Annotated in this window: 15 protein-coding genes; 10 read left to right on the top strand and 5 right to left on the bottom strand. The window is 73.6% G+C overall.

The window, feature by feature from the left end:
* The first annotated feature begins 38 nt into the window (after positions 1-38).
* From PV682_RS22515 to PV682_RS22480, 8 genes are read left to right on the top strand one after another with little or no spacing between them, the layout of a single operon-like run.
* Positions 39-1,157, top strand: coding sequence for a Gfo/Idh/MocA family protein (locus PV682_RS22515; protein ID WP_319732581.1), 1,119 nt, complete (start codon positions 39-41; stop codon positions 1,155-1,157).
* Entirely contained in the window at positions 1,158-2,840 is a 1,683-nt protein-coding gene (locus PV682_RS22510; RefSeq protein ID WP_319732579.1) for an acyl-CoA dehydrogenase family protein, read from the top strand.
* 49 nt (positions 2,841-2,889) lie between these two features.
* Positions 2,890-3,042, top strand: coding sequence for a hypothetical protein (locus tag PV682_RS22505; protein WP_319732576.1), 153 nt, complete (start codon positions 2,890-2,892; stop codon positions 3,040-3,042).
* Positions 3,039-4,037, top strand: a complete 999-nt coding sequence (locus PV682_RS22500; protein ID WP_319732573.1) for an AvrD family protein — start codon at positions 3,039-3,041, stop codon at positions 4,035-4,037. Before PV682_RS22505 ends, PV682_RS22500 begins: the two co-directional genes overlap by 4 nt.
* The gene (locus PV682_RS22495) at positions 4,034-4,717 is read left to right on the top strand and encodes an AAA family ATPase (RefSeq protein WP_319732571.1); all 684 of its coding nucleotides are present in this window, start codon (positions 4,034-4,036) and stop codon (positions 4,715-4,717) included. The genes PV682_RS22500 and PV682_RS22495 overlap by 4 nt, the downstream gene beginning before the upstream one ends.
* A gap of 37 nt (positions 4,718-4,754) precedes the next feature.
* On the top strand, positions 4,755-5,843 hold the full coding sequence (locus tag PV682_RS22490; protein WP_319732569.1) for an NADH:flavin oxidoreductase: 1,089 nt from the start codon (positions 4,755-4,757) through the stop codon (positions 5,841-5,843).
* A 28-nt stretch (positions 5,844-5,871) separates the two neighbouring features.
* Positions 5,872-7,146 (top strand): nucleotide disphospho-sugar-binding domain-containing protein, encoded by a 1,275-nt coding sequence (locus tag PV682_RS22485; RefSeq protein WP_319732567.1) that lies wholly within the window; start codon positions 5,872-5,874, stop codon positions 7,144-7,146.
* Positions 7,143-8,084 (top strand): dTDP-glucose 4,6-dehydratase, encoded by a 942-nt coding sequence (locus PV682_RS22480; protein ID WP_319732565.1) that lies wholly within the window; start codon positions 7,143-7,145, stop codon positions 8,082-8,084. Before PV682_RS22485 ends, PV682_RS22480 begins: the two co-directional genes overlap by 4 nt.
* Positions 8,085-8,336: 252 nt before the next feature.
* Here PV682_RS22480 and PV682_RS22475 read toward each other — a convergent pair whose 3' ends face one another.
* The gene (locus PV682_RS22475; protein ID WP_319732563.1) at positions 8,337-9,230 is read right to left on the bottom strand and encodes a helix-turn-helix transcriptional regulator; all 894 of its coding nucleotides are present in this window, start codon (positions 9,228-9,230) and stop codon (positions 8,337-8,339) included.
* A gap of 168 nt (positions 9,231-9,398) precedes the next feature.
* Here PV682_RS22475 and PV682_RS22470 point away from each other — a divergent pair, with 168 nt between their 5' ends.
* Both PV682_RS22470 and PV682_RS22465 read left to right on the top strand, forming a co-directional pair.
* Positions 9,399-10,187, top strand: coding sequence for an IclR family transcriptional regulator (locus tag PV682_RS22470; protein WP_319732561.1), 789 nt, complete (start codon positions 9,399-9,401; stop codon positions 10,185-10,187).
* Between the two features lie 154 nt (positions 10,188-10,341).
* The gene (locus tag PV682_RS22465) at positions 10,342-10,887 is read left to right on the top strand and encodes a cysteine hydrolase family protein (protein WP_055718882.1); all 546 of its coding nucleotides are present in this window, start codon (positions 10,342-10,344) and stop codon (positions 10,885-10,887) included.
* Positions 10,888-10,938: 51 nt separating this feature from the next.
* Here PV682_RS22465 and PV682_RS22460 read toward each other — a convergent pair whose 3' ends face one another.
* The 4 genes from PV682_RS22460 to PV682_RS22445 are packed head-to-tail and all read right to left on the bottom strand — an operon-like array spanning position 10,939 to position 15,544.
* Entirely contained in the window at positions 10,939-12,321 is a 1,383-nt protein-coding gene (locus tag PV682_RS22460) for an FAD-binding oxidoreductase (protein ID WP_319732558.1), read from the bottom strand.
* On the bottom strand, positions 12,318-13,424 hold the full coding sequence (locus PV682_RS22455) for an acyl-CoA dehydrogenase family protein (RefSeq protein ID WP_319732556.1): 1,107 nt from the start codon (positions 13,422-13,424) through the stop codon (positions 12,318-12,320). The genes PV682_RS22460 and PV682_RS22455 overlap by 4 nt, the downstream gene beginning before the upstream one ends.
* On the bottom strand, positions 13,421-14,410 hold the full coding sequence (locus PV682_RS22450) for an ABC transporter substrate-binding protein (RefSeq protein WP_407705718.1): 990 nt from the start codon (positions 14,408-14,410) through the stop codon (positions 13,421-13,423). Before PV682_RS22450 ends, PV682_RS22455 begins: the two co-directional genes overlap by 4 nt.
* Before the next feature lie 30 nt (positions 14,411-14,440).
* Positions 14,441-15,544, bottom strand: a complete 1,104-nt coding sequence (locus PV682_RS22445; protein WP_319732552.1) for an LLM class flavin-dependent oxidoreductase — start codon at positions 15,542-15,544, stop codon at positions 14,441-14,443.
* Positions 15,545-15,554: the final 10 nt, after the last annotated feature.

Below are 15,554 nucleotides of genomic sequence, written 5' to 3'. Positions count from 1 at the left end.
CCCCTCCCCCGTCCGCGTCTCGTCCTCAGGAAGCAGCCATGACCGAACCGATCCGTGTGGGTGTCATCGGAGCCTCCCCCGAGCGGGGCTGGGCCACGGCGTCCCACCTGCCGGCCCTCGCCGCGCTGCCGGACTTCGAGATCACCGCCGTGGCCACGACCCGTACGGGCAGCGCCCGCCGGGCGGCCGAACGCTGCGGCGCCGCCCACGCGTTCACCGACCCGGCGCGCCTGAGCGGGCATCCGGACGTCGACCTCGTGGTCGTCGCCGTGAAGACCCCGGACCACGCCGACCTCGTCCTGCCGGCGCTGGACGCGGGCAAGCACGTCTACTGCGAGTGGCCGCTCGCCCGGACCACGAAGGAGGCCGAGGTGATGGCGGAGGCGGCGGCGCGGGCCGGCGTCCACCACGCCGTCGGCCTCCAGGCCCGCCACGCGCCCGCCGTACGGCACGCCCGCACCCTGCTCACCGGGGGCGCGATCGGCAGGGTCACCGGCGTGCACGTGTACGCGGCGCGCGCCAAGGGCGTCGGCGGCACGATCACCTCCGACGCGGTCTACACCCTGGACCGCCGCAACGGCGCGGGCACCCTGGAGGTGGCCGGCGGCCACACCCTGGACCTCCTGGAGTTCCTGGCCGGACCGGTCACGCGGCTGTCCGCCGACCTGTGCGTGCGCCGGCCCCGGCTGACGGTCTCCGGCACCGCCGAGAGCGTCGGCGTCACCAGCCCCGACCACGTCATGGTGCAGGGCCTGCTCAGCACCGGCGTGCCGGTCAGCGTCCACGTCCACGACGGCAAGAGCGGCGACGCCCGCACCCGCCTGGAGTTCTCCGGCACCCGCGGCAGCCTCGCCGTCGTCTCCGAGGGCCCCGCGGCCGGGCACGGCATCCAGGTCTCCGACATCCACCTGTACGAGGCGACCGCGACGGACACCGCCTGGCGCCACCTCGACACGCCCCCGGCGCACCGCGCCTCCGCCGACGTCCCCGCCACCGCCGTCCGCAACGTCGCCGAGCTGTACGCGGCCCTCGCCGCCGACATCCGCACCGGCACCCGCACGGTCCCCGACTTCGAGGCGGGCCTGCGCCTGCACGGCCTCCTCGACACGGTCCGCACGGCGGCCGAGACGGTCTCGGGACAGGTCAGGGGGTTGTAGATGACCGCCTCCGACACCGCCGGAACCTTCCTCACCGCCCTCCTCGACGGCCGCCCCGACTGGCCGAGCTGGACCACTCCACCCCGCCCCGACCGCGCCGGACAGCTCCGCGCCGACGCCGCCGTCACCCGTCTCCTCGCCTTCCTCGACACCGACGCCGGCCTCGAAGCCGTCGAGCGGGACGGCGAGCTGCCCGAGGGGTTCCTCAAGGCGCTGCACGACGTGGGCGCGTTCACGCTGGGCGCCGATGAGGACCTCGGCGGCCTCGGGCTCGGCGCGTACGACGTGTTCCGCGTCGTCGAGGCGGCGGCCACCCGCTCGGCCGCCGTCGGCTTCCTCCTGGGCGTGCACAACGGCATCGGTGTCGGCGCCTCCCTCCTGCCGGTCCTCCCCGAGGGGCCCCTGCGCGACCTGATCCGCCGGCACATCGCCGACGGCATGGTCTCCGGCTGGGCCGACACCGACCCGGAGGGCCAGGGCAACCAGTGGCCGACGGTCACGGCGACCCCCGCGTTCGACGGCGACGGCTACGTCCTGGACGGCGAGAAGCTGTTCATCAGCAACGGCCCCGTCGCGACCCTCCTCGGTGTCACCGTGACGGTCCGGGGCGACGCGCACGCCCCGCGCGTGGGCCTCGCGGTCGTCGACACCGCCGACCCGGGCTTTTGCGTCGAGGACGAGCTGGAGCACCTCGGCGTCCGGGGCCTGCCGAACGGCCGGCTGACCCTGACCGGCGTCCGCGTCCCGGACGCGCACCTCGTGACCGTCCCGGAGGGCGACCCCCGCCGCACCCCGGTGTTCGCGTCGGCGGTGATGACCGCGCGTCTGCTCATCCAGGCGGCCCCCGCGCTGGCGATCGCCCGCAACTGCCTGCGCTGGTCGGTGGAGTTCACCGCGCGCCGCCGGATCGACGGGGTGGGCCTGGGGGAGTACGACCTGACCCGCCGCGCCCTCGCGGAGAACGCCGCCGACGTCCGGCTCATGGAGAGCGCGATCCGCTGGGCGCTCGCCGGACCCGCCCCGCAGGACCGCTGGTTCGAACGCCACACGGCCCGAAACATCTGCACGGACGCCTGCGCGCGGGTGGCCGACCGCACCCTGTCCCTGCTCGGCGGCGAGGGCACGGAGACCGCCCGCTCCAAGCGGGCCAGGGGCGCCCTCCCGATCCCGCTGGAGCGCGCCTACCGCGACGCCCGCGTCCTGCGCACCGCGGGCGGCGTCGACTTCCTGGCCGACGTGCAGACGGCGAACGCGCTGCTGGCGCGCCGGACGCACGGCACGGCGCGACCGGCTCCCCACCGGGCCCCGGCGCCGGGCGGACTCTCCCCGCGCAACCGCCACCACTTCGCCACCCTCACCGACCGCCTCGCCCGCTTCCCGGCCGGCGCCGAAGCGGTAGCCGAAGCCGTCGCCGCCTCCGGCGCCTCCGGCGCTTCCGACCCGCGTGCCCCCCAGTACCCCCTGCTGCTCCTGGGCCGCATCGCCCGCGAACTCTTCGGCACCGCCGCCGTCCTGGCCGCCGCCGCGCACGACGGGGAGCAGGCCCTCACGGACGTGCACTGCACCGCCGCCGAGGCCCGCCTGCGCGACCTGACCGCCCGCCTCGACGACCCGGAGGGCCCCGACCACGCGGGGATCGCCGCCGCCCTGCTGGCCGGCGCCGGACCGACGCCCGCGCCCTGACGCCCGGCCGCGCCCCCCACCCGTCATCCCACCCCCAGAGGAGCCCGCCATGCCCACCTCACCCCCCGCCGAGGCACCCCCGCTCCTCCCCGCCCCACCGCCCCCGGAGCCCGAACTGCGCCCCGCGCACGAGATGTTCCTGGCGGTGATGGCCGCCCCGCACCTGAAGCGCGCCGCTCCCGCCCCGGGGCGGTGCCGGTGATCGTCGGAGCCGTCGAGGACCGCCTGGGCCCCGCCGAGGGCCGCTACTTCGGCAGCGGCTTCCTGCGCGTGCGCCAGCGGCTGACCGCCATCGCCCTGACCGGCGGCCCGGAGTCCACGCGGGCGGCGGCGACCGCGTCGGTGACCTACCCGGCCGACTGGTCCGCGAAGGGCATCGGCGGCCTCGTCCCGCACCTCAGCGGCATCGACGCCCTGATCCTGGCGGCCCGCACCGCCGAACTCCTCCTCACCCACGCCTACGGCCTCGACGCGGGCGCCCGCTCCCGGATGTGGCTGCGCCGGGTCGTGATCCGGACCGGAGGCCGCCCCCAGGCGGACCTCGCCCGGCTCCCCGTGCACGGCACGGCCCGCCCCGCCGAGTCGGTCGCCGTCGCCGACGGCCTGCGCACCTCCGCCGTGGGCGTCACCATCGGCTCGATGGACGTGCGCTGCGAGGTCCAGCACGAGGACCAGGGCGGCTACCGCCCCTGTGAGGGCGCGCTGTACGAGGACGCCGACACGGCGCTGGGCGCGCCGGACGGCCAGTACTACGCCGAGCTGTTCCGGCGGCGCGCCCAGCGCGTCACGCACCTCACCGTCGACCCGGAGGCGGCCCGCGCGGACGCCGAGATCGCCCTGACGCCCGCGGCGGGCGAGGGCGCCGGCACCGGACTTGAGGCCGCGTACGCGCCGAGCGCCTCGATGGTCGACGCGATCGCCGTCGTGGGCCAGCTCGCCCAGATCCTGATGTACGACCTCGACGGCCTCACCCGCGGGGGCAGCGACACGCTCTGGCTGCGCCGCGCGGAACTCGCCGCCGACCTGCCGCTGCGCGCCGTGGACCGCGCCTTCCCCGCGCACGCGCGGGTCGCCGACTCCCGGCTCGTCGACATCGACGACCACCCATGGCGGGTCTGCGACCTGTCCTACGGCTTCCACGGCATCACCGGCACCTTCTCGGTGGCCCACCGACTCCCCGACCGAGGAACGCGATGACCGCTCCCGCACGGCCGCGCAGGATCGCCGTCTCCGGCACCTACTGCACCGGCAAGACCACCACCACGATCGCGCTGGCCCACCTCACCGGCGTCCCCCGCACGCACGCGCGCACGATGCGCGAGATCCTCGCCGACGCGCTGCCCGGCAAGCGGCTGGAGGAGTGCACGGCGCCGGAGCTGATCCAACTCGGCATCCAGCGCTACACCGAACGCGCCGTCCACGAGTCCCGCCTCACCGGCGGCTTCCTCTCCGACGGGTCCTCGCTGCACGAGTGGGTCTACGGCAAGGTCCGCGTCCGCGCCGGCATCCACCCCACCGACGGCTACGACGCGACCGACACGCCGCCCGGCTTCTACGAGGAGGTCATCGACTCCCTGGGCGCCGTGTTCCGCAGGCACGCGCGCACCGCGTACGACGTCTTCGTGCACCTGCCCGTCGAGTTCGGCCTCGTGGAGGACGGCCACCGGCCCGTCTCCGAGCGGTTCCGCCGCATGTCCGACGAGCTGCTGCGCACGACCCTGGACGACCTCGCGATCCCCTACCACGTCGTCGGCGGGCCCATCGACGAGCGCCTCGCGACCATCGTCGACATCTTCGGGCTGCCGACCCGCATGAGCCTCGCGCACGCCGTCGACCTCGCCCACGCGGAGACCGCCCGCACCGCCGCTCTCGCCTGACCCCACCCGCCCCACCTCCCTCACCAGGAGCACCCTTATGCCCGAAACGACTGACACCTCCGCGTTGTTCCGGCCTTTCTCCATCGGCTCCCTGAATCTGCCGAACCGGATCGTCATGTCGCCGATGACCCGCGACTTCTCGCCCGGCGGGGTGCCCGGCCCCGACGTCGCCGCCTACTACGCGCGCCGGGCCCGGGGCGGGGTCGGCCTGATCGTCACCGAGGGCACGGTCGTCGGGCACCCGGCCGCCGCACCGACCCCGACCGTGCCCCGCTTCCACGGCGAGGACGCCCTCGCGGGCTGGGCCCGGGTCGTCGAGGAGGTCCACGCCGCGGGCGGCCGGATCGTCCCCCAGCTGTGGCACGCGGGCCTGGAACGCAGGGGCGACGACGTCCCCGACCCGCACATCCCCGCCGTCGGCCCCGACACGCTCACCGAGCCGGAGATCGCCGGGATCGTCGCCGCCTTCGGCCGGGCCGCCGCCGACGCCCGCCGCCTCGGCTTCGACGGCGTCGCCCTGCACGGCGGCCACGGCTACCTGATCGACCAGTTCCTGCGCCCCCGGACCAACCACCGCACCGACGCATACGGCGGCGACCTGAAGCGCCGCACCCGGTTCGCCGCCGAGGTCGTCGCCGCCTGCCGCGCCGCCGTCGGCCCCGACTTCCCCGTGATCCTGCGGATCTCGCACTGGACGGTGAACGACTTCGACGCCCGACTCACCTCAGGGCCCGAGGAGTTGGCGGAACTGCTCGACCCGCTGGTGCGCGCCGGGGTGGACGTCCTCGACTGCTCGGCCCGCCGCTTCTGGCTGCCGGGATTCCCCGCCACCGGCTCCGAACTGAGCCTCGCCGGCTGGGTCCGCAAGCTCACCGGCCTGCCCACCGTCGCCGTCGGCTCGGTGGGCCTGACCGGCAGCGAGTTCCTCACCAGCCTCATCGAGGGCAAGGGCGCCGACAACGCCTCCCTCAGCGGCCTCCTGGAGCGCCTGGAACGCGACGAGTTCGACCTCGTCGCCCTCGGCCGGCTGCTCCTGACCGACCCCGGCTGGCCCGCCAAGATCCAAGGTGGCCGCCACGACGAACTGCGCCCGTTCACCGCCCAGAGCCTCCTGAGCCTCGACTGACACCCCCTCACCCGACCGGAGACCCGCCATGCGCGTCCTGTTCACGCTGTTCCCCGCGACCGCCCACCTGCACACGATGGTCCCCCTCGCCTGGGCGCTGCACGGCGCCGGCCACGAGGTCGTCGTCGCCTGCGAGGCGGGTGCCCTCGATCCGGAGATCATCAGCAACATCACCGCGGCGGGCCTCACCGCCGTACCCCTCGGCGCCGCCACCGCCGGGCCGCCCCCGGAGGCCATGCAGCAGGGCCTGATGGCCTTCGCCGACGCCTGGCGCTTCGACCCGTCCCACCCCGGTGAGACGGCCGACTGGCACGCCGCGCGCGCCCTGCTCGGCGGGATGTTCTCGTTCGCCTACCCGGAGCCCGGCGAGGACGGCTCGTTCCTGGACGAGCTGATCGCCTTCACCCGCTCCTGGCAGCCCGACCTCATCCTCTGGGACAAGCTGATGATCCCGGCGGCGATCGCCGCGCGCGTGACGGACACCCCGCACGCCCGCATCGTCTGGGGCCTCGACAGCATCGCCGCTCTGCACGAACTCACCGAGGCAGAGACCCCCGGCCGCCACGACTGGCTGAAGTGGCTCGACCCGCTGCTCGCCCGGCACGGCCTCGCCTTCAGCGACGACACCCTCCTCGGCCAGTGGAGCCTCGACCTCGTCCCGCCCGCCATGCGGCCCCCGCTGAAGCTCCCCGCGATCCCCGTGCGCCGCCTGCCCTTCAACGGCTCCTCCGAGCTCCCCGACTGGCTGTACGGCCGGCCCGAGCGCCCGCGCGTGGTGCTCACCCTCGGCGTCAGCCGCCGGATGATCGGCGGCGGCACCGTCTTCCCCGCGCCGGAGTTCCTGGAGCGCGTCGCCGAACTCGACGTGGAGGTCGTCGCGACCCTCGGCAGGGGCCAGATCGCCCCCGACGTGACGCTCCCCGCCAACGTCCGCACGGTCGAGTACGTGCCCCTCAACCAGGTCCTGCCGACGACGTCCGCGATCGTCCACCAGGGCGGCACCGGCACGTTCACCGCCGCCGTCGCCCACCAGGTGCCCCAGCTCGTCGTCCCGGTCGTCGCCTGGGACGAGCCGCAGAACGCGCGGCACGTCGAGAAGACCGGCGCGGGCCTCGTCGCCGACACCGACGCCCTCGACCCCGACACCCTGAGCAAGCAGGTCGCCCGCCTCCTCGAAGAGCCGTCCTTCAAGGACGGCGCGCGCCGCCTGTACGAGCAGACGCTCGCCGCACCGGCCCCCACCGACGTCGTCCCCGTCCTGGAGCGGCTCGTCGCCCGGCACCGGGAGGAGGCCCGCGCGTGAGGATCCTCGTCACCGGAGCCGCCGGGTTCGCCGGCTCCCACTTCGTCCGCTCCCTCCTGGCCGGCGCCTACCGCGGCTGGGAGGGGGCCCGGGTCACCGCCCTCGACAAACGGCCCGTACCGCAGCGCCACGCGCGCGTGGAGGCGGTCCGCGGCGACGTCGGCGACCCGTTCCTGCTGCGCGACCTGCTCCCCGGCCACGACGCCGTCGTCCACTTCGCGGACGTCACGCGCGCGGACACCGCGGAACTCGTCCGCGCCAACGTCCTGGGCACCCACACCCTCCTCGACGCCGTCCGGGGCAGCGGCGTGGAACGCACGGTGGTCGTCTCCAGCGCCGACGTCTACGGCCCTCCCGCGGGCGACGGCGCCCCGTGGACCGAGGACCACCCGGTGCGCCCCGTCACGCCGTACGCGACCGCCCGGGCCGCCGCCGACCTCGTCGCCCGCTGCGCCTGGCACACCCACGGCGTCGACCTGTCCGTCACCCGCTCCGCCGCCTGCTACGGCCCCCGCCAGCAGCCGGACCGCCCGCTCCCGCGCCGCCTGACGGCCCTCCTGGAGGGCACCCGCCCCCGGCCGTACGACGACGCGCAGGCCGTCACCGAATGGCTGCACGTCGACGACCACTGCCGCGCCGTCCACCTGGTCCTCAACCGGGGCCGCGCGGGCGAGACCTACCACGTCGGAGGCGAGGCGGTCGCCCCCGCCGCCCTCGCCGAACACCTGCACACCCTCACCGGCACGCGCGCGGTGGCGCACGACAGCCCCGTACCCGCGCGCGCCGTACTCGACGACAGCCGTATCCGCGGGGAACTCGGGTGGGCGCCCGCCGTCCCCTTCGAGCAGGGGCTCGCGGACACGGTCGGCTGGTACCGCGACCACCCCGGCTGGTGGACCGCCGCGCGCCGCGCGCGCGAGACGACGGCAGCCGCCTGACACACGGGGCCGAGGGTATGGGGGCCCTCGGCCTCGCGCCGTATTGCACCGCGCCAAAGGTTCGGACTAAGGGCACGGACCTGTTCCCGTGCAACGGAAGGTCGCCCGAAGCACGCACCGCACAGTCTTGCCACTTCCGGTAATCAGGAACAACCGTTCTTCCGAACAGTGGAAAGAAATCCAGGTTTACGGGCGTAGATCTCCGCCCTTAATAGAGCGACTGAACGACTAAGCGGGTCCGAGGTGCCCGAATCACGCCTGGTGCCCCTTTTTTGACTCACGCCGGAACGCCCCCGGTGTCATATTCACGCGGCGCACGAAGAACTTGCCGAAGTTGGTCACCTCGGAGAATCCGAGCTGACGGGCGATCGCGTTGATCGGCAGGTCCGTGTGGACCAGCAGCCGGCGCGCCTCCAGCGCCACCCGCGCGTCGATCACGTCCTTCGTCGACGTCCCCGCGACCGCCCGGCAGGCCCGCGACAGCGCGCGCGTGGAGCAGCGCAGCGCCGCCGCGTACTCCTCGACCAGCCGGGTCGTCGCGAACGAACGGTCCAGCTCGCGGCGGAAACGCAGGAACAGCTCGCCGTGCTCGCCGCTGAACGCGGACGTCTTCTCCTTGTGGCGCAGCCGGCACATCTGGTCGATGTGCAGCAGGACGACGGCCAGCAGATGCTTCAGCAACTCCTCGCCGAGCCCCTGGTCGGGCCGCGTGAACTCCTCCCGCAGCAGGTCGAGGACCCGCCGGAACGCGGCCAGTTCACCCTCCCGCAGCCGCCAGTGCGAGGGCCGCAGCACATCGTCGAGCAGTCCCATGTGGGCGCTCATGCTCAGCGGGAACGCCTGCGTGAACAAGATGATGTCCGCGTCCATGTCCGGTTCGGGAACGAACTGCACGACCTGATTGGGGCGCGTCCACAACAGCGTTCCCGGCCGGATCGCGAACCGGTCGGAGTCGATGGAATAGCGCCCTGAGCCTTCCGTCACGAGCATGACCTGATGGAAGTCCAGCCGATGCGGACTGGCGAAGAACTCACTCTCCCCGAAGGTGCGCAGCACGCTCAGCGAGGTGACCGCGAGACCGAGTCCGGGCCGGCAGATCGGAGCGAAGGGGACGACGGGGATCGCTAACGATGCGAAATCGACCATGGGCGTTCCGGAATCGACCTTTCTCGCTGCTCTTGAGGGTTCAATCATAGACGTGGTCGCCCGATGCCGGATCACTCCTGGTTCCCCACGTGCTGTTTGGTGCCCGCACGTGTCAACACGCATCCCCGTAAGCACCCTTGTCATGAAGGTGAAAGGAACCTGAACGGGATGACCACTCCCCACTCCTCCCCGGAGCGTTCGGTCGTCGACCGGACGCTGAGCATCCTTGCCGCCTTCGACCCGGACAACCGGACCCTGTCCCTCAGCGACATCAGCCGGCGCTGCGGCCTGCCCGTCGCCACGGTCTACCGCATCGTGAACAAACTCCACGGCTGGGGCGCCCTCGAACGCTCCGCCGACGGCGGCTACAGCATCGGCCTGCGCCTGTGGGAGACCGCCTCCCTCGCACCGCGCGTCTCCCACTTCGTCGAGGCCGCCCACCCCCATCTCGTCGCCCTGGCCCAGCAGACCTCGGCCGCCGCGACCATCGCCATCCGCGACGGACGCGAGAGCGTCTGCCTCGCCTTCGTCTCCGACGACCCCCACCACCCCGCCGGCGGCAGCCCGGAGCGCCGCCGCGTCCCCCTGCACGCCACCGCCGTCGGCCTGGTCCTGCTCGCCCACGCCGACGAGACCGCCCAGCAGGAGGCCCTCGTGCCGCCCCTGCGCGCGTACACGCAGGCCACCGTCACCGACGTCAGCGAAGTACGGCGCGGACTGGTCCGCGTGCGCAGGGAGGGACACGCGCTCATCCACGGCACGCACGCGCCGGGCCGCAGCAGCCACGCCGTACCCGTGCGCGACGCGCGCGGGACCGTCGTCGCGGCCGTCGGCGTGAGCGGGCCGCCCGAGACCGTCCAGCCCGTGCGCACCGCACCCCACCTGCACGCGGCGGCGGCGGCGATCGCCCGGGGGCTGCGCGCGGACGGGCTCGCCTGGACCGAGATGGGGGCCTGACGCCCGTGCGGTGCGCGAGGGGCCCGGGCCGGGTAGGACTGATCCGGACCGACTCCTCGCGCCCGCCCCGGAAGACAGGCAGACAGCAGACGATGACGGACCCTCAGGACTCGAGCACCGCCCCGGCCCGCTGGCGCGCCCGGGAGGACGCGATATGACCCACCTCGCCGTCGTCGACATGCAGCACGTCTTCGCCGACCCCACCAGCCCCTGGGCCGCACCCCGCTACCGCGAGGCCGCGACCGGCGTACGGCGCCTGCTGCCGGCCTTCGGGGACGACGTCACGTTCACCCGCTTCGTCGCCCCCGGGGAGCCGTCCGGCGCCTGGCGCGCGTACTACGCGCAGTGGCCCTTCGCCCTCCAGCCGCCGGACGCCGCCCTATGGCATCTGACGGACGGTTTCTGCGCCCTCGCGCCACAGGTTCTGGACGCACCCGCCTTCGGCAAGTGGACCCCCGCACTCGCCGCCCGCGTCGCCCCGCACGGCCGCCTCGTCCTCGCCGGCGTCAGCACCGACCGCTCCGTCCTGTCCACCGCCCTCGCCGCGGCCGACGCGGGCGTCGAGGTCCTCGTCGCCGCCGACGCCTGCGCGGGCGCCAACGACACGGCCCACGCCAAGGCCCTCGACGTGATGGACCTCTACCAGCCGCTGATCAAGGTGACGACGGTGGCGGGGGTGCGGGCGCTGCTGGGCCGCTGAGAGAACGTCGGGAAACCCGCCGGGAAACCCGCTGAGCGGCCCTCTGAGCGCTCAGAACCCCTTGCCCGGGTTCAGGATGCCCAGCGGGTCCAGCGCCTCCTTCACGCGCCGGTGGAGCCCGTACGCCGCAGGACCCAACTCCTCCGCGACCCACTGCCGCTTCAGCACCCCCACCCCGTGCTCGCCGGTGAGCGTGCCGCCCAGCCGCAGCGCCAGCGCGAAGATCTCCCCGGCGGCCTCCCACGCGGCGTCCGGGAGCCGGTCGAGCGCCGGGTCCACGACGACGATCGGATGCAGGTTGCCGTCGGCGGCGTGCGCCAGCGTGAACACCGGGACGCCGTGCCGCGCCGAGATCGCCCTGATCTCCCGGGCCGCCTCAGCGAGCCGCGACCGGGGCACGGCGATGTCCTCGATCAACGGCCGCCCCAGCCGCTCCAGCGCGGGCAGCGCCTGCCTGCGCGCCGCGAGCAGCGCCTCCGCCTCCGCCGGGTCCTCGGTCCGCTCCACGGCCGTCGCGAGCGGCGCCAGCACCTCGGCGACCGCCGCCGCCTCCACCCCCGCGCCGGCCCCGTCGCACTGCACCACCAACAACGCCTCCCCGCGCGCCCTGAGCGCCGGGTCGACCGCCTCCAGCACCGGCCCGTCCAGCAGTTCCGCCAGCGCCGGCACCACGCCCGCGCGCGAGATCGCGTACGACGCCCGCGCCGCCGCCTCGAACGACGCGAACCACGCCGCCAGCGTCGCCGACGCGACCGGCACCGGCCGCAGCCGCAGCGTCGCCGACGTGATCACCGCGAGGGTCCCCTCCGACCCGGTCAGCAGCGCCGTCAGGTCGTACCCGGTGACCCCCTTCACGGTCCGGCGGCCCGTCCGTACGACCGTCCCGTCCGCGAGCACCGCCTCCAGGCCGAGCACGCTGTCCCGGGTCACCCCGTACTTCGCGCACCGCAGACCGCCCGCGTTGGTCGCGATGTTCCCGCCGATCGTCGACCATGCCGCGCTCGCCGGATCGGGCGCGTACCGCAGCCCGTGCGCGCCCGCCGCGCGGTCCAGGTCGGCCGTGACGACACCCGCCTCCACGACCGCGAGCTGGTCCTCGGCGTCGAGTTCGAGGATGCGGTCCATGCCGGACAGGTCGAGCACCAAGGAGCCCTCACCGGCCGACGCGCCCCCGGACAGCCCCGTACCGGCACCCCGGGGGACCACGGACACACCCAGGGAGTGGGCGTGCCGCAGCACCGTGCTGACGTCCTGCACGCGCCGCGCGTGCACCACCGCCAGCGGCAGCCCGTCCGGGCTCGTCCCCGAGCGGTCCGTGGAATGCGCGGCCAGCGTGCGCGGGTCCGTGCTCAGCCGGTCCGGCGGCAGATCCCGCGCGAGCAGACCCAGCACGCGCGCGGGCGCGACCGCCGACGTACCCACAGAAACGCTCACAGCCCCAGCGCCTTCCCGCCGATCGCCAGCAACGACACGTCCTCCTGCGGCGCGTGCACCGGCGCGCACTGCACGTCCCGGAAATGCCGCTCCAGCGGGTTGCCCCGCGCCAGCCCCGGATTGCCCAGCAGCCGCACCGCCAGCTCCACCGCACGCACCCCGTGCCGGTCCGCCAGCACCCGCGCGCCCAGCGCCTGTTCCGGCGTGTACGACGCGTCGCCCGCGTCCAGCCGTGCCGCCCCGCCGAACACCAGGTCCTCGGCGCCCGCAAGCAGCACCTCGATCTCCCCGGCCGTCCGCCGGAACCGCTCCGTACGCGCCACCGCGTGCCCCAGGTTCGCCGGCACGCGCGCGTGCGCGAACGTCCGGAAGAAGTCCTGCGCCGCCCTCGCCACGCCCAGGTACAGCGCCGCCAGCGGCAGATGCAGCGCCGCGCCCGCGCGATTGTCCTGCTCGGCGGCCGGACCGTACGGGCCAAGGCCGATCACCTGCTCGTACGGCACCTCCACGCCCCGGAACGTGACGTCGTGACTGCCGCTCGCCCGCAGGCCCAACTGGTCCCAGCGGCCGGTGATCTCGATCCCCGGCGAACCGCCCGGCACCAGGAACGTGCCCACGCGCGGGTCGTGCTCGTCGGTCGTCGCCCACACCAGGAACCAGTCCAGGCCCTCCGCGCCCGTCACGAAACGCTTCGTTCCCTCGATCGACCAGCCGTCCGGTGTGCGCCGCGCCCGTGTCGCCGGGAGTCCGCCTCGCGCGGGGGAGCCCAGATCGGGCTCCACGCGCGCGTGGTTGACGAGCACCGGGCGGGCGAACGACTCCTTCACCACGCGCGCGTACAGCTCGTCCGGCCAGTGCGGCTGCGTCGCCTGGCGCGCGTGCGTGGCCAGGGTCATCGCCGCGATCAGCGCCACCGAGGGGTCCCGGCGGCCCAGGCCGTGCAGGATGCGGGCCGACTCCTCGACGCCCGCGCCCCGTCCGCCGTACCGCTTGCCGATCGTCGCCGTCAGGAGGCCCTCCGTGTGGGCGGCCGTCAGGGACTCCGCGGGGAAGGCGGCGGAGCGGTCGTACTCGGGGGCGAGGTGCGTTATGCGGTCGGTCACAGGGCCTTCCTCAGGTCGGCGTCGAGGTCCGTCGTCCAGAACCCGGCCACGTCCAAGCGGCCGTCCAGGGCGCCGAGTTCCGTGAACACGTCCGCCACCTTCTGCTCGGACGCCGTCGCCGCCGCGTCCACCGTCCTTGCCCGCGTGGGGCGTTGCTTCTGCTGGGCCACCAGGTCCTCCTCCGCCTGGGCGACCGGCTGGTGCGTGGTGCGGGCGATCACCTTCGCGAACTCCGCCTGCCTGCCGTCCCGTACGTACGCGTACGCCTTCGAGATCCTCGCGATCAGGTCCGCCGCCGCCTCCTTCTGCGCGGTGCTCTTCAGGACGCTGTCCTTCGCGGACCACAGGAAGTTGCCCGAGAGGATGTCCGCGCCCGAGCCGATGGTCCGCGCGCCCTGCTGATGCGCCGTGATGATCGATGTGCCGTACGAGGCGAACGCGTCGATGGAACCGCCGTTCAGTGCGGCGAGGCCGTCGTTGGGGAGGAGGGGCTTGGCGTCGATGTCGGACCAGGTGAGGCCGGACTGCTTCAGGAGTTCGTACAGGAAATAGTGGGCGGTCGTGTTCTTCACATAGCCGACCGTTTTGCCCTTGAGGCCCGCTATTCCGGTGACTTTCGAGCCCTTGGGGACGATGACTTCCTGGTTGAGGGTGGCTCCCGACTGGACCGCTACGACCTTGAAGTTCGGCTTTCCGTCGGCGGCTGCGAAAATGGGCGGGATCTCGCTGGAGGAGGCCAGGTCCAGGGCTCCGGCGCGGACGGCTTCCAGTTGTTTGTCGCCGCCCTGGAAGACGCTCCACTTGACGTTGTAGGGGGTGTCGTCGAGGTTCGCGAATTCCAGGACCGCTTCCTCCACTTTCCAGCCTGTGGCCCCCACGCGGAGGGTGACGTCGGAATCCGCTTGCGCATGTCCGCCGCAGGCGGTGGCGAGCGGCAGGAGGAGGACGGCGAGGAGCAGGGAGGCGCGACGGCCGGGACGAGGCAACACAGGATTCTCCAGGTTCTTCAGAGGTTTTCAGGCGGCCTGAGATCCCGAACCGGCCCGATGAGCCAACTCCTGCCGGACCAACGGCAGGACGAACCGCGCATAGTCGATCGCGTCGTTCAGCGGGTCGTATCCCCTGATGGACAGCAGGTCGCAGCCGATGTCCACGTAGTCCAGTAGGGCCTTGGCCACCGTCTCCGGCGAGCCCACCAACGCCGTCGATGCCCCCGCCGCGTTCGTCGCCACCGCCGGTGCGGTCCACAGGCAGCGGTCGTGGACCTCTCCTCGTTCCGCGATGTCGAGAAGCCGCTGCGATCCGACGTTCGCGGGCCGTCCCTCGGTCTTGTAATGCCGCAGCAATTCCGTGTTCCTGGCCTGGTCCTTGAGGACGCCGAGGGTGCGGTGCGCTTTCTCCCAGGCCAGTTCGTCGGTGGGCGCGATGATCGGGCGGAACGAGACCCAGATCCGAGGGCGGGGGCGGCCCGCCGCGTCGGCTACGGCATGGACGGCGGCAATCTGCTCGGCGGTCTCCTTGAGGGGTTCACCCCAGAGGCCGAAGATGTCTCCCTGCTGTCCGCCGACCCGGTAGGCGTCCTGCGACGATCCGCCCACGGAGATCGGGATGAGCCCGTTCACCGGCTTCACGTCGGAGTGGTACCCCTCGAACCGGAAATACTTCCCCTCGTGGGAGACCGGCCCTTCGGATTCCCACACCTTCCGCAGAATCTGGATGTATTCGTCCGACCGCTCATACCGTTCGGCCTTGCCGAGGTAATCCCCCTCCCGGCGCTGCTCCTCCTCGCTCCCGCCGGAAATGATGTGCACGGTCAGCCGTCCCCGGCTGATCCGGTCCAGCGTGGCGAGCGCCCGGGACGCGTGGGTCGGGAAGATCACCCCGGGCCGGTGGGCCAGGATGGGCCGCACCCGCTCCGTGTGCGTCGCGACGAACTGCGCGATCTGGAACGCGTCGGGCGAGGCCGAGTGGTACGCGACGAGCGTGTGGTCGAACCCTCCGTCGTCCAACGCCCGCGCGTACGTGCGGAGATGGCCGACGTCGAGGCCGGTCCGGCTCGCGGCGGCGGGGCCCGAGGCGCCCGCGTCGGTGTGGACGGCGCTGATGAACTCGACAGGCATGGTGGTCGAC

It is taken from the genome of Streptomyces niveiscabiei (assembly GCF_033794345.1).
Classification (GTDB): Bacteria; Actinomycetota; Actinomycetes; order Streptomycetales; family Streptomycetaceae; genus Streptomyces; species Streptomyces niveiscabiei.
This window is presented reverse-complemented; position numbering and strand designations above follow the sequence as displayed.